Origin of the sequence: Pseudarthrobacter sp. efr-133-R2A-89 (assembly GCF_030209315.1) — a bacterium.
Classification (GTDB): domain Bacteria; phylum Actinomycetota; class Actinomycetes; order Actinomycetales; family Micrococcaceae; genus Arthrobacter.
Genome location: NZ_JARVSE010000002.1, coordinates 409,940 through 428,864, shown reverse-complemented (window position 1 = coordinate 428,864; position 18,925 = coordinate 409,940). Strand labels below are relative to the sequence as shown.

The 18,925-nt window shown below is 66.5% G+C and carries 16 protein-coding genes; 12 read left to right on the top strand and 4 right to left on the bottom strand.

Annotated features, from left to right (window positions below; translation table 11 throughout):
• Nucleotides 1–99 precede the first annotated feature (99 nt).
• Genes QRM95_RS04695 through QRM95_RS04665 form a run of 7 tightly spaced genes read left to right on the top strand, consistent with a single transcriptional unit; the run spans nucleotide 100 to nucleotide 7,641 of the window.
• Nucleotides 100–1,443: an ABC transporter substrate-binding protein gene (locus QRM95_RS04695; protein ID WP_018762744.1), complete on the top strand. Its 1,344-nt coding sequence runs from the start codon at nucleotides 100–102 to the stop codon at nucleotides 1,441–1,443.
• The gene (locus QRM95_RS04690; RefSeq protein ID WP_018762745.1) at nucleotides 1,443–2,336 is read left to right on the top strand and encodes a carbohydrate ABC transporter permease; all 894 of its coding nucleotides are present in this window, start codon (nucleotides 1,443–1,445) and stop codon (nucleotides 2,334–2,336) included. Before QRM95_RS04695 ends, QRM95_RS04690 begins: the two co-directional genes overlap by 1 nt.
• Nucleotides 2,333–3,172: a carbohydrate ABC transporter permease gene (locus QRM95_RS04685; RefSeq protein WP_285246660.1), complete on the top strand. Its 840-nt coding sequence runs from the start codon at nucleotides 2,333–2,335 to the stop codon at nucleotides 3,170–3,172. The genes QRM95_RS04690 and QRM95_RS04685 overlap by 4 nt, the downstream gene beginning before the upstream one ends.
• Nucleotides 3,173–3,212: 40 nt before the next feature.
• Nucleotides 3,213–4,295: an ABC transporter ATP-binding protein gene (locus QRM95_RS04680; protein WP_018762747.1), complete on the top strand. Its 1,083-nt coding sequence runs from the start codon at nucleotides 3,213–3,215 to the stop codon at nucleotides 4,293–4,295.
• On the top strand, nucleotides 4,292–5,650 hold the full coding sequence (gene ggh / locus QRM95_RS04675; RefSeq protein ID WP_285246659.1) for a glucosylglycerate hydrolase: 1,359 nt from the start codon (nucleotides 4,292–4,294) through the stop codon (nucleotides 5,648–5,650). The genes QRM95_RS04680 and ggh overlap by 4 nt, the downstream gene beginning before the upstream one ends.
• A 27-nt stretch (nucleotides 5,651–5,677) precedes the next feature.
• A complete protein-coding gene (locus tag QRM95_RS04670; protein WP_285246658.1) occupies nucleotides 5,678–6,856 on the top strand; it encodes an ROK family transcriptional regulator in 1,179 nt (392 codons plus the stop codon).
• A gap of 44 nt (nucleotides 6,857–6,900) precedes the next feature.
• Nucleotides 6,901–7,641 (top strand): SDR family NAD(P)-dependent oxidoreductase, encoded by a 741-nt coding sequence (locus QRM95_RS04665; protein ID WP_285246657.1) that lies wholly within the window; start codon nucleotides 6,901–6,903, stop codon nucleotides 7,639–7,641.
• 5 nt (nucleotides 7,642–7,646) lie between these two features.
• On the opposite strand, the gene QRM95_RS04660 is transcribed toward QRM95_RS04665, so the two are convergent.
• Nucleotides 7,647–9,200: a glycoside hydrolase family 32 protein gene (locus QRM95_RS04660; RefSeq protein WP_285246656.1), complete on the bottom strand. Its 1,554-nt coding sequence runs from the start codon at nucleotides 9,198–9,200 to the stop codon at nucleotides 7,647–7,649.
• 276 nt (nucleotides 9,201–9,476) lie between these two features.
• On the opposite strand from QRM95_RS04660, the gene QRM95_RS04655 reads away from it, so the two are divergent.
• The 5 genes from QRM95_RS04655 (at nucleotide 9,477) to QRM95_RS04635 (ending at nucleotide 15,224) form a co-directional block, all read left to right on the top strand.
• Nucleotides 9,477–10,913, top strand: a complete 1,437-nt coding sequence (locus QRM95_RS04655) for a glycoside hydrolase family protein (RefSeq protein WP_285246655.1) — start codon at nucleotides 9,477–9,479, stop codon at nucleotides 10,911–10,913.
• 65 nt (nucleotides 10,914–10,978) lie between these two features.
• Nucleotides 10,979–12,313 carry an ABC transporter substrate-binding protein gene (locus QRM95_RS04650; RefSeq protein WP_109044155.1) on the top strand — a complete coding sequence of 445 codons (1,335 nt, stop codon included), beginning with the start codon at nucleotides 10,979–10,981 and terminating at the stop codon, nucleotides 12,311–12,313.
• Between the two features lie 9 nt (nucleotides 12,314–12,322).
• A complete protein-coding gene (locus QRM95_RS04645; RefSeq protein WP_285246654.1) occupies nucleotides 12,323–13,204 on the top strand; it encodes a carbohydrate ABC transporter permease in 882 nt (293 codons plus the stop codon).
• Complete coding sequence (locus tag QRM95_RS04640) at nucleotides 13,201–14,106, top strand: carbohydrate ABC transporter permease (RefSeq protein WP_285246653.1); 906 nt, start codon at nucleotides 13,201–13,203, stop codon at nucleotides 14,104–14,106. Before QRM95_RS04645 ends, QRM95_RS04640 begins: the two co-directional genes overlap by 4 nt.
• 47 nt (nucleotides 14,107–14,153) lie before the next feature.
• Nucleotides 14,154–15,224 carry a LacI family DNA-binding transcriptional regulator gene (locus QRM95_RS04635; RefSeq protein WP_285246940.1) on the top strand — a complete coding sequence of 357 codons (1,071 nt, stop codon included), beginning with the start codon at nucleotides 14,154–14,156 and terminating at the stop codon, nucleotides 15,222–15,224.
• Nucleotides 15,225–15,243: 19 nt separating this feature from the next.
• Here QRM95_RS04635 and QRM95_RS04630 read toward each other — a convergent pair whose 3' ends face one another.
• The 3 genes from QRM95_RS04630 to uriH are packed head-to-tail and all read right to left on the bottom strand — an operon-like array spanning nucleotide 15,244 to nucleotide 18,710.
• Nucleotides 15,244–16,212 carry a ribokinase gene (locus tag QRM95_RS04630; protein WP_285246652.1) on the bottom strand — a complete coding sequence of 323 codons (969 nt, stop codon included), beginning with the start codon at nucleotides 16,210–16,212 and terminating at the stop codon, nucleotides 15,244–15,246.
• Nucleotides 16,209–17,636 carry a uridine transporter UriT gene (gene uriT / locus QRM95_RS04625; protein WP_285246651.1) on the bottom strand — a complete coding sequence of 476 codons (1,428 nt, stop codon included), beginning with the start codon at nucleotides 17,634–17,636 and terminating at the stop codon, nucleotides 16,209–16,211. The genes QRM95_RS04630 and uriT overlap by 4 nt, the downstream gene beginning before the upstream one ends.
• Complete coding sequence (gene uriH / locus QRM95_RS04620) at nucleotides 17,637–18,710, bottom strand: uridine-preferring nucleoside hydrolase UriH (RefSeq protein WP_285246650.1); 1,074 nt, start codon at nucleotides 18,708–18,710, stop codon at nucleotides 17,637–17,639.
• Nucleotides 18,711–18,925: the final 215 nt, after the last annotated feature.

Sequence of the window (18,925 nt, the reverse complement as noted above, 5' to 3'; positions counted from 1 at the left end):
GGGGCCGCACGCTCCCCACGGAGGGTTGACACTGCGCCACTTATGTCTAATGCTTAAACGAAAGTTTGTGCAGTGGCGCACATCCGATGGGAGCAGTCAATGACAGACACCACATTCCACCCCCGGCGCAGTGCCGTTTCCCGCAGAAGCCTCCTCCTGGCCGGATTGGGAACGGCCATGTCAGCGCCGTTCCTGGCATCCTGCGCGGGGTTCGACACCAGCGGCGCGGCCGCAGGCCAGGGAACCGTAGGGTTCCTGTCCACCCAGTTCACCCCGGTGGAAGAAAAGCAACGGTACGAAGCGGTCCTCAAGAAGTTCGCCAAGGTGCCCATGGCCTACAACTCCGTGGACCCCGGCGTTTTCTCCTCAACGGTGAGCACCCAGGCGGCCGCCGGGAACGTGAAAACCTCCCTTCTGGGCGGCCTGCACGGTGAACTGGCCCCGCTCGCCGACTCCCTTGAGGATGTCGACGCCCTCCTCCGGGACCTGGCCGGGCGCGGGTTCACCAAGGAAATGCTTGACCTCACCAAGGTGGGCGGCGCCACCTCGCGCTATGTCCCCTGGATGCAAGCCACCTACGTGGTGGCCGTGAACAAGAAGGCCCTGGAGTGGCTGCCCGCGGGCGTGGACGTCAACGACCTGACCTACGAGGGCTACCTGGCCTGGGCCAAAGCCGCCAAACAGGGTGCCGGCAGGCCGGTATTCGGGATGCCCGCCGGCCCCAAAGGCCTGCACCACCGCTTCTACCAGGGGTTCCTGCTGCCCAGCTTTACCGGCGGCCAAATCACCACGTTCCGCAACCAGGATGCGGTGGCCGCGTGGTCCTATATGCAGGAACTGTGGTCCGCCATGGCCCCGGCCTCCACCAACTACGACTACATGCAGGAACCCCTGGCCCGCGGCGAAATCCTGGTCGCCTGGGACCACGTTGCACGCCTGGTCAACGCGCCGGCAGACAAACCCGACGACTGGCTCATGGTCCCGGCGCCCCGTGGGCCGAAAGGGCGCGGATACATGCTGATCATCGCGGGTATGGCATTGCCCAGGAACGGCAAGGACCGCGATCTTGCCGAGAAGGCCATCCGGGCCCTGACCGAGCCGGCCTCCCAGATCGAGACCCTGCGCAGCAACGCGTTCTTCCCTGTGGTCCAGACCGAACTTCCCTCGGACCTGACCGGTGCCATCGCGCTGGAGGCCGCAGCGGTACGCCGGCAACAGCGATCCGCCGGGGCGTTGCTGGCACTTCCGCCGGTAGGGCTGGGCGCCAAGGAAGGGGAAGTTTCACAGATCTTCAAGAACTGCTTCCAGCAGATTTGCCTGGAAACCCGGCCCATCCAGCAGGTCCTCGATACGCAGGCAACCCAGCTGAACACCATCCTGAAGGGCCTGAATGTTCCTTGCTGGGCGCCCGATCCGATCTCGATGAAATGCGAGGTAGCGTAATGGCCGTAGAGGCACCCCCCACAGCAGCCGCAACAGTTGCTCCACCGCGGCGGCGCAGGATACCGCCCGCGGTCCTGCTGATTGCCCCGTCCGTCATCTTCATGGCCCTGCTCCTGGGCTGGCCCGTTATCCAGGGCGTCCTGCAGGCCTTCAAGGATGACCAGGGCTTCACCCTCGAGTTTGTCAGCCGCATGGTGCAGGACCCGTACTTTTGGCCGGCAGTCCGCAACACGCTGCTCCTGATCGTTGTGATGATCCCCCTGCAGTTCGCGCTTGCGATCGCCATGGCCCTGATGCTGCGGAGCAATCCGCGGCTGCACAAGGTCCACTTCTTCATCTGGGCCATTCCCCTGGCCCTCAGCGACCTGGCGGCCGGTTTGGTTTGGCTTGCGATCTTCAACGACCGCGGATACCTGAACTCGGTGCTCTCATGGATGGGCCTGCAGGGCACTTCGTGGCTCGCCTACGACAACCAGACCAGCATGTTCATCTGCGTCCTCATCGCCGAACTCTGGCGGGCAACCTCCCTGGTGCTGATCATCGTCGTCGCCGGGCTCCAAGGCATCCCCAAGGACTACGACGAGGCCGCGCAGGTATTTGGTGCCACGTTCTGGCAGCGCCTGCGGCACGTGACCCTGCCGCTGCTGAAACCCAGCCTCCAGGTGGCCTTGATCCTCCGGACCATCCTCGCTTTCCAGACGTTCGCCGTGGCGCAGGCGCTAACCGGCCAGAACTTCCCCCTGGTGGTGGGCGAAACGTACCGCTGGTACACCGGGCTGCAGAACCCCAACGTGGCTGCCGCACTGGCCCTGGTCATCCTCGTCGTCTCGATGGCCACGTCGATCTTTTACCTGCGGGCGCTCCGCGACAAGAACCAGGGAGGACTCCGATGAGCCCCACAGTGGACACCACACCCATCGCCCGGCAGAAGCGGAACCGGTTCCTGCTGCAGGCGGCATGCATCGCCGTCTCGCTGTTCATGCTGATTCCCATCTACCTGATCTCCCTCGCAGCGCTTTCCACCAGGGCGTCGCTCAACGACTTTCCGCTCTCGCTCCTTCCCACCAACCTCTCCGTGGAAACGCTCAACGGCTTCCTGGGGGCGACGGGCATTTTCGGGGCACTGGGGAACTCGCTGATCGTCGGGGCCGGAACGCTGATCCTGGCGGCGCTGATCGGCGTACCCGCGGGATACGCGCTGGCCCGCTTCAGCTTCCGGGGCAAGGACCCCTACCAACTCTTCCTGCTGTTCACCCGTGCCCTGCCGATCGTGGTGCTGTCCGTCCCGCTCGCCAGGCTCTTCCTCACGGTGGACATCTACGACACGACCTATGCAGTGATCCTCCTGCACACCGCGCTGGCGCTGCCCACCACAATCCTGATCTCCGCCAGCGTTTTCCTCAGCGTTCCCATCGATGTCGAGGAAGCGGCACGCCTTTTTGGCTGCTCACCGCTCGGCGCGTTCGGCAGGGTGGTGCTGCCCATGGCACTGCCGGGCCTCGCCGCGGCGTCGATCTTTACCTTCGTCATGTCCTGGAACGAAGTGCTGGGTGCATCGATCCTCACCCTTGACCACCGCACCCTCCCCGCCCAGGTCCTCAGCTCGCTGTCCGACTCCCCGCTGGCGTACCGGTTTGCGGGCGGTTTTGCCCTGGTCATTCCGTCCATCATCTTCATCGCGCTGATGCGCCGCTACCTCACCAACATGTGGGGCTCAACCATCCGTTAGGCCGCGCCGGCCTGCCCCCACTTCCCCAAAGGAGCCGATTGTGGCTGATATCCAGATTTCCAACCTTGTGAAGACGTATCCAGGCGGATCCGAGCGCGCCACGGACGACGTGTCCCTCTCCATCCGCGACGGCGAGTTCACCGTCCTGCTCGGACCGTCCGGCTGCGGAAAGACCACCTTGCTGCGGATGATCGCCGGACTCGAACTTCCGGACTCCGGCTCGATCTCCATCGGCGGCCGTGACGTCACCTACCTGCCGCCAAACAAGCGCAACCTCTCCATGGTGTTCCAGTCCTACGCCGTGTTTCCGCACCGCAAGGTCCGCTACAACATCGGCTTCGGGCTGCGGATGGCGAAGGTGCCGGCCGACGAGATTGAGCGGAAGGTCCAGTGGGCCGCCGACCTTCTCCAGCTGGGTCCATACCTGGACCGGCTTCCGGCCAACCTCTCCGGCGGACAACGGCAGCGGGTGGCCGTGGCACGGGCCATCGTGATGGATGCCGATGTGCTGCTGATGGATGAACCGCTGTCCAACCTCGACGCCCTGCTGCGCCTGACCTTCCGGTCCGAGCTGAAGAAGATCGTCCAGGACCTCGGCACCACCACGGTCTACGTCACCCACGACCAAAGCGAGGCGTTGTCCCTCGGCGACCAGGTGGCCGTCATGCGCAAGGGCCGCATCGTCCAGCTGGGAGATCCGCTGGACGTCTACGACGCGCCTGCCGACCAGTTCGTGGGCGGCTTCATCGGGTCCCCGCCCATGAACTTCCTGGATGCCGCGGTCAGCCACGACGGCGGCACGCTGGTCCTGGGTGAACAGCAGCTCATGGCGCCGTCCATCCTGCGCTCCTTTGCGGGCAAGGACGTTCTCCTGGGTGTCCGGGCGGAGAACGTGACAGTCAGCAACCAGCGCTCTTCAGGCGACGTGGCGGCCACGGTCCTCGTCGTCGAACCGATGGGATCCACCGTCCTTCTCACGGTGGACGTGGACGGCCACAGCCTCAAGGTCCAGGCACCGCCCACTTTCAAGACGGCTCCCCGGCACACCATCTGGCTGGGCTTTGCCCCGAACACCATGCGCGTCTACGACCGCGAAACATCAATGGCACTGGAGGCCAAATGAACCCGACCCGCTCCCTGTCCAGCGAAGAACTGCGCTCAGCCGCCATCGACGTCCTGAAGATCAACGACCTGGGCACCATGACCAGCGCGGCCCCCAACCTGTACCCCCATATGTGGAGCTGGGACGCGGCATTCGTTGCCATCGGGCTTGCCCGCACCAACGTCCCCCGCGCCGTCACGGAACTGCGCAGCCTGCTGGGCGCGCAGTGGTCCACGGGGATGATTCCGCACATCGTCTTCAGCGACAATGACACCGGCTACTTCCCGGGCTTCGACCGGTGGGGAACAGCAGACGCTGCAGCACTGCCCGCAGGAATCCGCAGCAGCGGCATCTGCCAACCGCCCGTGCACGCCATCGCCCTGCGCCACATCGTTGACCGCGGGCGGGAAAACGGCGGCGCCGACCAGGAAGCGGCCGAGGAGTTCCTGGCCGAGTCCTTTGACGGTTGGCTGGCGTGGCACCGGTGGCTGGCCACGGTCCGCGACCCGGACGGTGTGGGCCTGGTCGAAATCCACCACGGCTGGGAATCGGGCTTCGATAATTCACCCCGCTGGGACGGCCCCTACTCAAGGATCGCGCCGGGGGCCGTTCCGGCCTATACCCGCCGGGACGTCCTGCACGTCGCGGACGCCAGCGAACGGCCCGACGACGCCGAGTACACCAAGTACCTCTGGCTGGTGCAGCAGATGGCAGAGGTTAAATTCGATGACGCCGCAGTGCAGGACGTGGTCGATTTCCGGGTCCGGGACGTTTTCTTCTCCGCCATCATGGCGGCGTCCAGCGAGGTCCTCGCCGGACTGGCCATGGAACTCGGACGTGAACAGGACGCCCTGGAGCTGCAGGGAATGGCAGCGCGGTTCCGTGCGGGGGTGGCGTCCACGGTGGACCCGGAAACCGGGCTGGCCAGGGACTATGACGTGCTCGCCAAGGAATGGATCGGCACTGAGACGGTTTCCGGCTTCGCCCCCCTCGTCGCCGGCGGCGATCCTGCCCTCCTCGCGGCCCAGCGGGACCTCCTGCGCGGACCGCGCTGGATGGGTTTCCCGGAGCTCCGGTTTCCGCTGCCCCCTTCGACCTCGCCGGCCAGCGATGCGTTCCGGCCGCGGACCTATTGGCGTGGACCGGTGTGGCCCTTCCTGAACCTGCTGCTGGGCTGGGCCAGCGCACGTGACGGTGCTACGGGGCTCTTCGAGGAGCTCCGGTCCGCATCACTTCAGCAACTCTCCGACCTGCAGTTCGGCGAGTACTACGAGCCCTTCACCGGCGAACCGCTGGGGAGCCTCGCCCAGGCATGGACGGCGGCAGCAGCGTTGGAGTGGATGGGAACCGCGCGGGAGGACGCCTCGGGCAAGTAGGCTTGTGGACCGGGAGAAGGGGGCCGCGTGACCGTTGAGAGAGTGCCTGCCAGCTTGGGTGGAGCGACGTCGCACGGACACCTGCTGGAGCTGATCCGCGCCGCGGACGGATTGTCCCGCCAGCAGCTCCTTTCCACCACCGGGATGTCACGGGCCACGTTGTATGAACGGCTGGATACCCTCACCCGCCGGGGCTACATCTATGAAGCAGAACCGCTGGATTCAACCGGCGGGCGCCCTTCGCGGAAGATCCGCTTCGAAGACCGGGGCCGGGTGGTCCTGGCCATCACGCTCGGCCAGACCCACGGCACCGTGAGCATTGCCGACACCACGGGCAGGCAACTGCGCTCCGTGACCAGGGGGCTCGACATCAGTGAGCCCGCCGCGTCCGTCCTGGATCCCTTGATCCAGGACGGACGTGCGCTGCTGGCGCAAGGCGCGGATGAGACCCTCCTGGGCATCGGTGTCAGCCTCCCCGCGCCGGTGGAGGCAGTCACCGGATTCGTGAAACACCCAACCACCATCCCGGGCTGGGCCCCGGACTCGGTGGTGTCGGCCGTGAAAGCGGCATGGGATCTGCCCCTTGTCATCGAAAATGACGCGCGCGCCGCCGCCCTGGGCGAACGGAACAGCGACACCGAAACGGTTGTCTACGTGAAGGTCGGGACGGGCATCGGCTGCGGCATCGTGGTGGAGGGATCAATCCTCCGCGGCGCCCACGGGTCGGCCGGCGACATCGGCCACATCCGGATGACACCGGACGGACCGCTGTGCCGGTGCGGGCGCCGCGGCTGCCTCGCAGCCTACAGTTCCGGCCGCGCCATCCAGGACCAGCTCGGTCACCTGGCCTTTTCGACGACGGGCCAGGTCAGCGATGCTGCGATGGCCGGGAACGCCGAGGTGCTGAACGCCCTCGACTCGGCTGCGGACGTCCTGGGGCAGGCGCTTGCCGCCACCGTCACCACGCTGAACCCGGACCGGCTGGTACTCGGCGGGCAACTGGGTTCGCTGGCGACGTTCGTGGAGCGGGTGGCGCACCGGGTCCTCGCCGACGTCGTTGACCGGATCGCCGAAGGCATGGTGGTGGAAGCAGGCCATCCGGAAGATCTGGCGGCATGCCACGGACTCACCACACTGGTGATGCGCGAAATCTTTGCCCCCCGCGCCGTTGACCGGATGTTCTCGGATGTGACGGCCCTGGCGTGACTCCTCTTCCGGACCATCACCCATCATCGAAGGAAAGGCTGACAGTGGCACGCATCTTCATCACCGGCTCCACTGAGGGGCTGGGCCTGGCGACGGCGGAGGCGCTGCTCCGGGACGGCCACGAGGTGATCGTGCATGCGCGGTCCTCCCGGCGGCTCCCCGCAGTACAGCACCTGCTGGACCGCGGGGCGCAGAGCGTCGTCGGTGACCTGGCCGTCCTAACGGACGTCAGGCAACTGGCGGCGGACGCCAACGGAATCGGCGGCATCGACGCCGTCATCCACAACGCCGGCGTACTCAGCGGCCCGGCGCTGCTGCCCGTCAACGTGGTTGCCCCTTACCTGTTGACGGCCCTCATGCCCGGTCCGCGCCGCCTGGTCTACCTGAGCAGCGGCATGCACCGGGGCGGGGACGCCGGACTGGCCGGCCTGGACTGGGAAGGGCGGACGACGACGGCCTCCTACTCCACCACCAAGCTCCAGGTCACAGCGCTGACCTTGGCGCTGGCCCGGCTGGTGCCACACGTCGCCAGTAACGCCGTCGACCCCGGCTGGGTGCCCACCCGGATGGGTGGCAGGTCCGCGCCGGACAGTCTGGAACTGGGCCACCGCACCCAGGAGTGGCTTGCCACCAGCGATGATCCGGAGGCCGTGTCCAGCGGCGGCTACTGGTTCCACCAGAAGCGGCAAACCCCGCATCCGGCGGCCGGCGATCCCCGCTTCCAGGACACCTTGCTGGCGCAGCTCGCGGACTACACCGGCACCACCCTGGAAGCGCTCGGCTAGACCGTTCAGAAGGCACGGATGGTAATTCCGGAAAAGACGGCCGGTCCCCCGTCGCTGTAGAACGAGATGCCGGTATCGCCGTCGGTGAACTGCACCTGCTGCGACAACACCGTGTGCCCGGCGTTCACGAACACCTCCACGCTCTGGGTGTCCACGAAGATGCGCAGGTGCACGGACCTGGCGGCGGCGTCAATGGGGGCCGCGGCACGGGTATACGGCACCAGTGAGTAGCCGGCAAGGTCCGAGGGTGCGCGGTCGACGTAGAGCTCAGCACCGTATTTGCCGATATTTGTGTGGCGGGCACCGTCCGCGGAGCGGCCGACGGACACGCCCACATTTGCCGCGGCGCTCCAGGAGATGTCCAGCTCCAGCTCATAGGCCCTGCCATTCCAGGGCAGGACGACGCTGCCGTCCACCGTCCGGTCCGGGAGCACCGTGGTGGAGGTGGCGTAGCCTGCCAGCGCGGGAACCGGGCTGCCCAACAGGCTGTACCAGCCTCCGCCCTGGCGCACCAGGCGAATTTCGCGGACGATCGAGTTTTGGCCGTTGTACCCGTCGGTGGCGTCTGTGGGAACATCCCGGGCCGCGTATTTCCAGTTGTTCATCCAGGCGACGGCGTACCGGCGCGTCTCCGGCGCATCCGGCACCGGCCAGGTCACCGCCGCATACCAGTCCCAGCCCCAGTCCAGCCATTGCGGATTGTCCACGTCGTCGGCAAGGAACTGGTTTCCGTCCCAGGTTCCGGTCCAGTAGGCGTACGTCATGGGCAGCCCGATGCTGTAGGCGTCCATGCTGGCGCCCAGCACCCAATGCCAGGTGCCGTCGTCGGCCTTCATCTGGAACAGGTCCGGACACTCGATGCCGCCCAGCGCATGGTTGGGGTAGTCGAAGTTGCGTTTCAGCTGCCAGTCCCGCAGGTTCACGGATGTGTAGAAGGCGGCATACCGGGCGCGGCCAATCACGCACACCCATTCGTTGCGGGCAGCGTCCCAGTGGATCTTCGGGTCCCGGAACCATTCCGCGTTGTCGATCTCTGCCTGTGTGGTGGCCGCCCGGCCGTCCGTGTTGACGATCACCGGGTCCGCGAGGGCCGTGAACGTGTAACCGCCGTCGGTGGACCAGTAGAGGTACTGCTCCTGGTATTTCCTGATGCCGTCCGTGGGCTGCGTGGCGAGCACGACGATCGCTCCTGCGCCGAAGCCCGCGGTGTTGGCGGTGTCCACCACTGCGGATCCGGACCACACGGGAAAATCGGGCCGCAGCGGCAGCGCCACGCCATGATGGGTGAAGGCCACGGCGTCGGTGGTGCTGGCATGGTCCCACCCGCCCTGCCCGTTGTTTTGCGTGGAATGCAGGTAGTACAGGTGGTGGGCCCCGTTGATGAACACCGGCCGCTGGGGGTCGCACAGCCATCCCGATGGCGGGGTCATGTGGAAGACCGCGCGCAGGGAATCCAGGGCGTGCGCGGGTGGGGCGGAGATGGCTCCGGCCGCCAGGAGGGCGAACGCTCCTGCTCCGGTGCCTTGCAGGATGTGGCGGCGGGACATGGCATGGGTCATCATTGACTTCCTCTCGCGGGGGCGGCGGCTCCGCCGCCGGGCGCTCAGTGGGGAACCCTCGTTGGTCCGCACGGTCACCGGAGTGATTAAGCGCTTTAGCAGGACAAGATACCCAGCCCCGGCTGGATTGGTCAAGCGTTTCAGCAAAGTGGCCCACGTCATAAATGGAGCCTTGGGCCCCTCGGAAAGTAATTTTGCTAAAACGCTTGATCAGTGCCTGCTTTCACGCTAGCTTCTAGGTGATCAAACGCTTTAGCAGAACGGACATCACCGCTGATGAGCTACCCAGTCTTCTTCCAGCCCACCGATGCGTGGGTTGGAGACCTTATCCCCTTCCAGAAGGATGGCGAGTTCTGGCTCTTCTATCTTCATGAAGTGCGCGCCGATCCGAAGCCCGGTACGGCGTGGAACCTGGTGACCACCAAAGACCTCACGCAGTTCCAGGACCATGGCGTGGCCCTCCCCCACGGCACCGCAGACGACCTCGACTTCAACTGTTATACCGGCAGCATCGTCGCCGACGAGTCCGGCGTCCACCACCTCTTCTACACCGGCCAGAACCCGGCCAACCTGGGCCCCGGCGGCCTGCCCCTGCAACTGGTCATGCAGGCCACCAGCACCGACGGGATGGCCACCTGGACCAAGCACCCCGAACTCACCTTCGGCGCGCCGGACGGGTACGATTCCGCAGACTGGCGGGACCCTTTCGTCTTCCGCGATGAGGCAGCCGGCGTGTGGCGGATGCTCCTCGCCGCCAGGCACTCCACCGGACCGGACCGCCGCCGGGGCGTGATCGCGCAGTGCGTCTCCACCGACCTGCAGACCTGGTCCCATGCCGAACCCTTCTGGGATCCCCGCCGGTACATCACCCATGAGTGCCCCGACGTGTTCCAGTGGGGCGGCTGGTGGTACATGGTCTACTCGGAGTTCTCCGAAACCTTCACCACCCGGTACCGGATGGCCACGAGCCCCGACGGCCCGTGGACAGTTCCGGCCCGGGACAGCATCGACGGGCGCGCCTTCTACGCTGCAAAAACGGCGGAGCGGGACGGCCGGCGGTTCTTCTTCGGCTGGATCGCCAGCAAGGAAGGAAATTCCGACGACGGCGCCTGGCAATGGGCGGGAACCATGGCCGTGCTGGAGGCCCGCCAAAACGCCGACGGGACGTTGGCGTTCGGGTTCGCCGACGAACTCGTGGACAGCTTCTGGGACGATGTCCCGCTTGGGCTTGGGAGCGGGCTGCCCCTCCGGCTGGACGTCCCGGACGGCTACGCTGCCGCCATTTCCGCGAATCCGATGCCCACGCAGTTCTACGCCAAGGCGGTGCTGGACATCGGTCCCGGCACCACGGAATGCGGGCTGCTGCTGCGGTCGACTGCGGACGGGGACCACTCCTACGTCCTCCGCCTCGAACCGAAACGCGGACGCCTGGTGTTCGACCGCTGGCCACGAGCCATCACCGGCGACGCCCAATGGCACGTCTCGGGCGACGTTCCCTACGCCATAGAACTTGAACGCCCGTGCGACCTCGCACCCGGAAGCCACACGCTGGAAGTGGTGGTGGACGGCGATCTGTGCGTCGCCGTCGTGGACCGGCAGGTGGCCCTGAGTGCCCGCATCTACGACCTCGCCGCCGGCGCACTGGGCGTGTTCGCCGGCGAAGGTTCGGTCACTGTCACAGATCTCGAAGTCCGCAAGCGCACCGACAACTGAATACCCATCCTCCGTTCCATCCGACCCGTTCCAACGATCCGTTCAATCAAGGGAGATTGCCCCAAATGAAAAACCTGCTCCGCGCTGCCGCCGTCGCAGCCGCCACCGCCCTGGCACTGACCGCCTGTGGCGGCGGCAGTTCCACGAATTCCTCCGACGTCAGCCCCACCGGCGAGATCAAGCCCCATGAAATCTCCTGGCTCCTCTCCCGCCCGGCAGATGGCGCCGTCATCAACATCATGAAGAAGCTGGCCGACGAATACGCCGCGGACCACCCCGGCTTCAAGCTGAACCTGATCACCACCCCTGACCGGCCCTCCTACATCCAGAAGCTTGAGACCCTGGCCGCGGCCAACAAGCTTCCCGAACTTTTCGACACCGATGCCACCCCGTTCGCCCAGCAGCTGGCCAAACAGGGCAAGATGCTCGACGCCGAGAAGCTGCTGAAATCCCTGGACATCTACGGCAACTACCGCCCGGGGGCACTGGACTACCAGCGCTTCGACGACGGCTCCCTCTACATGATTCCGTTCCAGTTCGAGCTGGAGTTCATGTGGTACAACAAGGCGCTGCTGGCGAAGGCCGGCGTGGCCGTACCCAAGTCCCTGGACGATATCCCCGCCATGTGCACCGCCCTGCGCAGCAAGGGAATCACCCCCATTGCCATCGACGGCCAGGACCAGTGGCCGCTGGAGCGGTACGTCGCCTACCAGCCGTTCCGCGAAGCCGGCCCCGACTTTGTGCAGAAACTGAAGAAGGGCGATGCCAAGTTCAGCGATGCCGCCGGGCAGAAGACCGTCAACTGGATGGCCGAACTGGGCAAGGCCAAGTGCTTCCAGGACGGCTTCTCCGCCCAGGGCTACTCCGACGCGCAGAACCAGTTCACCTCCGGCCAGGCCGCCATGTACAACATCGGAACCTGGGAGCTGCCCAGCCTGGCCACCGACAAGCTTAACCCCGCCGTCCGCAACGATGTCGACTTCTTCACCCTGCCCACCACCGCAGGATCGGTGACGGCTGCGAACGAGTTCGTCTCGCCGTCGGGCATTGGCATGGCCGTCAACGCCAAGACCTACGACCCCCTGGTCAGCGACTTCCTGAAGTTCGCCCTGAAGAAGTACCCCGCCCAATACGCGGCCACCGGCGCACTGTCGCCCACCACCGACGTCCAGACCACCGTCCCCGCCAACGCCACGCCGCTGTTCCAAAAGGCCCTGGACCAGGCAAAGGACCTCGGGTCCAAGCAGGCCATGCCGTGGGACACCCAGCTGGACCCCACCACCAACGGCCGGCTCCAGCAGGAACTGGTCCTGCTGGTCCAGGGCGAGGTCACTCCCCAGCAGTTCACGGAAACGCTGGACAGCACCATCGCCCAGAATGCCCCCAAGTTCTTCAAGTAAAGGTCCGCCATGCTGCCCAACAGGTCACGGACATCGGTCCTGGTCTTCCTGCTCCCGCCGCTGCTGCTCTATGGCGCTGCGGTCCTCTTCCCCATCCTGCAGTCCCTGTTCCTGAGTTTCTTCTCCTGGAACGGCATCAGCGAGATGGAATTCGTCGGCCTGGCGAACTACTTCCGGATGTTCGTCGGCGATGACATCTTCTGGCGGGCGTTCCTGAACGCGCTGATCTACCTGGCCATCTGCCTGGTGCTTCAGCTCGGCGGGGCCCTGGCGGTCGCCAGCCTCCTCACCTCCCTCCGCCGCGGACGGGAGCTCATCAAGACCCTCTACCTGCTGCCGGCCGTGATTTCCACGGTGGCCATTGCCTTCCTCTTCGTCCGGATCTACTCGCTGGAACCAGTGGGGCTGCTGAACCAGCTGCTCCACTGGATCGGACTGGGCAGCCTGGAACGGCCGTGGCTTTCGGATGTGAACACGGTCCTGGCGGCCGTGTCCGCACCGGAAGGCTGGCGGTTCACCGGGTTGTACATGCTGATCATCTACGCGGCACTGCTCGCGGTGCCCAAGGAACTGGAGGAAGCGGCCGTCCTGGACGGCGCCTCCCGCTGGACCCTGTTCAGCAAGATCCGGTTCCCGTACATCCGCCCGGTGTGGATCACCACCACCATCATGGCCACCACCTACGGCCTGCGGGGTTTCGACATCCCCTACCTGATGACCAACGGCGGTCCGGGCCAGTCCTCCGAACTGCTCACCACGTACATGTACAAGACCGCGTTCACCAGCACGGACTTTGGCTATGCGAGCACCATCTCGGTGTTCATCGTCATCGAGTGCCTCGCCGCCGTCGGCCTCATCCTGTTCCTGCTGAAGCGAAAGGCAGACGCATGATCACCCAGGCAGCCCCGCCCGCCCAGCCGCCCGCCGTCGTACCTCCCGAGCCCGCCGTGAGGCGCCGCAAGCGCCGGCCGGACCTGTTCCGCACACTCTCCCGGGTGCTGATCATGCTCATCGTGATCGTGCAGGTGTATCCGCTGGCCTGGCTGTTCCTGACCAGCCTTCGCAGCGAACACGACTTCGCCACCGGCGACCCCTTCGCGTTGCCGAGTTCGCTGACGTGGGAGAACTACGCCCGGGCCTTCGAAACCGGCGACCTGGGCCGGAACATCCTGAACAGCTTCGTGGTAACCATGGGCGCCAACGTCCTGATCGTCCTGCTGGGGATGATGGCCGCCTATGCCATCCAGGTGCTCGGGTTCCGGCTCAGCAAGCTGGTCCGCGGGCTGTTCCTCATCGGCATCATCGTCCCGGTGCAGATCGCGCTGGTTCCGCTGTTCATCGACTACTCGCAGGTGAACCTGCTGGATACGTACCAGTCGATGATCATCCCGCTGGCCGGTTTCTCCCTGCCCATGTCCGTCTATCTGTTCTCCTCGTTCTACGAATATATTCCCAAGGAGACATATGAGGCGGCGTCCCTGGACGGGGCGGGACCGTACCGGATCTTCGGCCTGATCACGCTGCCACTGTCAGTGAACACGGTGGTCACCGTGGTCCTGGTGAACAGCATCTTCATCTGGAACGACTTCATTTTCGCCAACACGTTCGTGCTCTCCGCGGACCTCAAGACCATCCCCCTGGGCCTGCAGAACTACATCGGCGCCATGGGCAAGGTGGACTGGACGGCAACCTTTGCGGCCGTGTGCGTCACCATCACCCCGCTCCTGCTGGTGTTCCTGGTGCTCAACAAGGCCATGATCCAGGGGCTCGAGAGCGGAGCGACCAAGGGATGACGGCACCTGCTGCTGGATATACTCCTGAAGGAGGGCAGATGAGTTCAATGGAGAATGGTGCGGGCGCGGCCGGCGGCGTGCCGCAGGATCCGCCGCACGCGCCGGAGCGGGCCCACCCCGTGACCCTCCGCGAGGTCGCGGAAGCGGCCGGTGTTTCCACCGCCACGGTATCGCTGGTGGTCAACAAGAAGAAGGACGCCCGCATTGCGGAGGAAACCCGGCGGCGGGTGAAGGAGGCCCTCCGCACCTTGGGCTACCGGCCCAACGCGATGGCAAAGACCCTGGTCAGCGGCACCTCCAAGTTCATCGGGCTGGTGGCCGACGGCGTGGCCACCACGCCCTTTGCCGGCCAGATCATCCACGGGGCGCAGGACGAGGCGTGGAAGCACGGGTATGCGCTGCTCATCGCCAATACCGAGGGCAACGGCGAGCTGGAGCAGGACGCCATCAGCATGATGCTCGAATACAAGGTCCGGGGCATCCTCTACTCCACCTGGTTCCACCGGGCCACCGATATTCCGGCCCCGTTGCGCGAAGCCGACTTTGTGCTGGTGAACTGCTTTTCGAACGAGCCGGGCGCCCGGGCCGTCGTCCCGGACGAGGTCCAGGGTGGCCGGTCTGCCACGGAGATCCTGCTGCGGAACGGCCACCGGCGCATCGCGTTCATCAATGCCACCATTCCGGCGCCGGCCAAGGATGGCCGGCTGGCCGGATACCGGCAGGCCCTGGAGGAGGCCGGCGTCCCGTTCGATCCGGCCCTGGTGATGGAGTCCTATCCGGACCAGGAAGGCGGCTACCGGGCCACGGCGGAGCTGCTCAAACGGGATGTCACCGCCGTGTTCTGCTACAACGACCGAATGGCCATGGGCCTCTATGACGGCCTGCGGGAACACGGCCTGGCCATCCCGGACGACATGGCGGTGGTGGGGTTCGACAACCAAGAAGTGATTGCCGCCCACCTGCGCCCGCCGCTGTCCACGGTTGCCCTGCCGCATTACGAGTTGGGCGCGGCTGGTGTCCGCATGCTCCTGGGCCTCGACCCTGCCGTCGGCGGGGCGGCGAAGATCCACTGCCCCGCCGTCGAACGGACCTCCGTCCAGACCAAGGCCCGGGCGTAGCCCGCGGGCTGGAGAAGGGTCAGGACGCGCGGAGGCGGCGTTCGACGTCCGCCGTCTCCGGATAGGCCGCCTGGGTGCCTTTCCGGGTGGTGGCCAGGGCGGCCGCCACAGAGGCGAAGGCGGCGGCTTCGGCGAGCGCGTCTCCTGCGGCCAGCCTGACGGCAACCGCTCCCGTGAAGGCGTCGCCGGCCCCGGTGGTGTCCACGGCGTCCACGCGCGTGGGCGCCACGAAGGTCACCTGGGCGCCGGGAGGCGCCTCCGAATCCAGCACCACGGACCCGTGCGCGCCGAGGGTCACCAGGACCTGCCGGATCCCCCGCCCGGCAAACCGCTCCCGGACCGTATCCCATTGCGCCGCGTGGGCGTCCGCGCCCGGGACCGAAGCACCGGGGCCAAGGAACAGCGCCGCCTCGTGGGCGTTCACCAGCAGGACGTCTGTCAGTTCAGCCAGCTCCGCCGGAATGTGCGCGTACGGTGAGAGATTCAGCAGAACCGTTGCGCCGGCGTCGTGCCCTGCCTGGGCTGCGGCCAGCACGGTGGGCATGGCCACCTCCAGGCAGAGGCTGACGACGGCGGCACCGTCCAGGACGTCCGCGGCACCGGCGACGTCGGCCGGGGACAGGGTGCCGTTGGCTCCGGCGGAGATGATGATGTTGTTCTCGCCGTGGGCGTCCACGGCGATCACCGCGACGCCGGTGGGTTCGCTGGAGGTCCGCACGTGCCCCACGTCCACCCCGGCCCCGGCCACCGAGGCCTGGAGCATGTTGCCGTTGGCGTCATCCCCCACGGCACCCACCAGGCTGACGTGTCCGCCCAGCCGGCCCGCGGCCACGGCCTGGTTGGCGCTTTTGCCGCCCGGGTTCACGGCGAATCCGTTGCCGTGCACCGTCTCGCCGGGCTGCGGCAGGCGTTCGCAGTAGATGGTCAGGTCTGCATTCAGGGAGCCGACGACGACGATCCGGCCGGTGTTCTGCGCCGCGGCACTCACGGGGCCACCTCGGCCTCAACCGGCTTGGGAATCAGCAGCGAGGCGGCGAACGCCGCGACGGTGAGGGCCAGCCCGACAAGCACCACGGTCAGGTAGGAGGCCTTCGCATCGCCGAGCGACTGCGTGGCCACCAGGACCGCGGGCAGGATGAGGAAGCTCAGGCCCGCACCCAGGTTGAAGGCGCCGGCGTTCATGCCGGGCAGGAAGCCGGGGTTGCCGGCGGGCGAGAGGACAACACCGAGTCCGTTGAGCATGATGTTGACGGTACCGGCGTACATGATGCCCAGCAAGACGGTGCCGGCAATCATCATCGGCAGGCTGCCCAGGCCGAGGAAGGCGATGACGGCCAGTGCGGCGATGCTGCCGAGGAGCCCGATCCGCAGCACCCTGGTGTACCCGAGGACGGGGGCCAGCCGCCCGCTGAGCGGACCCACCAGCCAGCCGAGCAGGGCGTAAGGGGTGAGGATGATCAGCGACATTTCGGTGGGGCCGATGCTGAAGCCGGGCGCCGCGGCCTGGACGTAGGCCGGGACAATGCCGTTGATGACGGCGAAGATGCCGGTCATGGTCAGGGTGGTGGTGAGCAGGGGGGCCCAGGTGGCGCGCTGGCGCAGGTGCACGGTTTCCACCATCGGCTGGGCGGCCCGCTGTTCGGTGCGCCAGAAGGCGAAGAAGGCGACGGCGGAGACGAGGACCAGCGCAATGCTCAGCATCAGCGTGGCAGCGGAGAAGCCGGCCACGAGCTTGGAGCCTTCGTTCAGGGCGGTAAGCAGGGCGCCCACGGCCACGACGATGAAGAAGACGCCGCGCCAGTCCATGGTGGTGCCGGCGGCAGGCTTGCTCTCCCTGGCAAGGACCAGGACGAGGGCGGTGGCGGCGGCGGCCAGGACCACCATCAGCCAGAAGATGCTGCGGAAGCCGAAGTGCTCGGCGAAGTAGCCGCCCACGAAGGAGTCGACGCCGGCCACGCCGCCGTTGACGGCGGTGATCAGGCCCATGAGCGTGCCGTATTTGCGCGGGTTGCTGACGGCGGAGCGCAGCATGATCAGGCAGAGCGGGACGGTGGGTCCGCTGACGCCCTGGATGATGCGGCCCACGAAGAGCCAGGTGACGTCAGGGGCGAGCGCGGCGATGACGGAGCCCGCGGCCATCAGCACCATCATGCCCACCAGGACCTTCTTGCGTCCCACAATGTCGCTCAGGCGGGGCAGGAACAGGGAGAAAAGGGCGGCGGCGGTGAAGAACCAGGTCTGGGAGAGGCCGATGACGGCCTGGTCGGTCTTGAGTTCCTCACCCATGGTCACCAGGGCGGGGCTGAGCATGGAGGCGTTGAGCTGGAACGCCACGCAGGCGGCCAGCAGGGCGGTCATGAGGGCTGCGGTATTGCCGCGGCCGGTGGTGGTTTCGGTGGTCGTGGCAGTCATTTACTTGACCCCTCCGGCGGTGAGGTGGGCACTGCGGCCGGGTTCGACGTCGGACGCGGTGCCATTGTCCTTGTGGTCACCGGTGCCGGGCTCGCCGATGCGGACCAGTGCGTCGGTGACGAGGTCCCAGAACCGGCCGTGGTCCAGGTCCACGGCCACGCTGGTGTGGCAGTCGGCGGGCGCGGGGGCGCGGAAGTCGGCCACGGTCATGCCGAGGGTGAGGGTGCCCTGCAGTTCGATGTTGACCGGAACCTTGCGGGTGCTGACGATGCTGGGATCGATCACGTAGGCCACGGCACAGGGGTCGTGCACGGGCGGGTAGTCGAAGCCCTGGGCGTCCTTGTAGGTGTGGGCGAAAAAGTCCATCAGTTCGGTGACGAACTTCGCCGGGGCGGTGCCGATGGCGGCGATTTTCGCCACGACGTCCGGGGTGGCGAGCGCCTGGTGGGTGAGGTCCAGGCCCACCATCACCACGGGCCACTTCTCGTTGAAGACGATGTGGGCTGCCTCGGGGTCGATGATGATGTTGAACTCGGCCACGGCGCTCCAGTTGCCCACGTGGTAGCCGCCGCCCATAAGGACCACTTCTTTGACCCGTTCCACGATGCGCGGTTCCTTGCGGGCGGCCAGGGCGATGTTGGTCAGGCCGGCGGTGGGGACCAAGGTGACGGTTCCGGGTTCGTGGGCCATGACGGTATCGATGATGAGGTCGACGGCGTGGCGCGGGTCCAGTTCGATGGTGGACTCGGGCAGGGCGGGGCCGTCCATGCCGGACTCGCCGTGGATGTCCGGGGCGGTCTCGATGCTGCGGACCAGGGGCCGCGGGCAGCCGGCGGCGAAGGGGACGCCGGTGATGCCGGCGATGGTGCCTACGGCCAGGGCGTTGCGGGTGACTTTTTCGAGGGTCTGGTTGCCCACCACCGTGGTGACGGCCAGCAGTTCGATGTCCGGGTTGCCGTGCGCGAGCAGCAGGGCCACGGCGTCGTCGTGGCCGGGGTCGCAGTCCAGGATGATCTTCCGGGGCTGGTGCTGACTCTGTTGCGGGTTTGGTTCCACGATGGTTCTCCACGTCATTGGGGCCTGCCGGGGAGGCAGGGGTCCAGTATTCCGGGAGTGATCATGGCACCGTTTTGTGGTCTACGTCAAGCGCTTAACGTCGCGATGGCGTTTGCCCACGTCAAACGCTTGATGCCTTGCCATCTCTTGCGGCGGCCGGGGGCCGATAAGATCGAGGCATGGATTCCGGGGAACAGGTGCAGCAGCGGGCGCGGCCCCGGAGGGTGACGGCG

Bases quoted from the DNA above. Each gene is read 5' to 3' on its own strand.
- QRM95_RS04695 (WP_018762744.1), top strand. From the start codon at position 100: ATGACAGACACCACATTCCACCCCCGGCGCAGTGCCGTTTCCCGCAGA.
- QRM95_RS04690 (WP_018762745.1), top strand. From the start codon at position 1,443: ATGGCCGTAGAGGCACCCCCCACAGCAGCCGCAACAGTTGCTCCACCG.
- QRM95_RS04685 (WP_285246660.1), top strand. From the start codon at position 2,333: ATGAGCCCCACAGTGGACACCACACCCATCGCCCGGCAGAAGCGGAAC.
- ggh (WP_285246659.1), top strand. From the start codon at position 4,292: ATGAACCCGACCCGCTCCCTGTCCAGCGAAGAACTGCGCTCAGCCGCC.
- QRM95_RS04660 (WP_285246656.1), bottom strand. From the start codon at position 9,200: ATGACCCATGCCATGTCCCGCCGCCACATCCTGCAAGGCACCGGAGCA.
- QRM95_RS04655 (WP_285246655.1), top strand. From the start codon at position 9,477: ATGAGCTACCCAGTCTTCTTCCAGCCCACCGATGCGTGGGTTGGAGAC.
- QRM95_RS04650 (WP_109044155.1), top strand. From the start codon at position 10,979: ATGAAAAACCTGCTCCGCGCTGCCGCCGTCGCAGCCGCCACCGCCCTG.
- QRM95_RS04645 (WP_285246654.1), top strand. From the start codon at position 12,323: ATGCTGCCCAACAGGTCACGGACATCGGTCCTGGTCTTCCTGCTCCCG.
- QRM95_RS04640 (WP_285246653.1), top strand. From the start codon at position 13,201: ATGATCACCCAGGCAGCCCCGCCCGCCCAGCCGCCCGCCGTCGTACCT.
- QRM95_RS04635 (WP_285246940.1), top strand. From the start codon at position 14,154: ATGGAGAATGGTGCGGGCGCGGCCGGCGGCGTGCCGCAGGATCCGCCG.
- uriT (WP_285246651.1), bottom strand. From the start codon at position 17,636: ATGACTGCCACGACCACCGAAACCACCACCGGCCGCGGCAATACCGCA.
- uriH (WP_285246650.1), bottom strand. From the start codon at position 18,710: ATGACGTGGAGAACCATCGTGGAACCAAACCCGCAACAGAGTCAGCAC.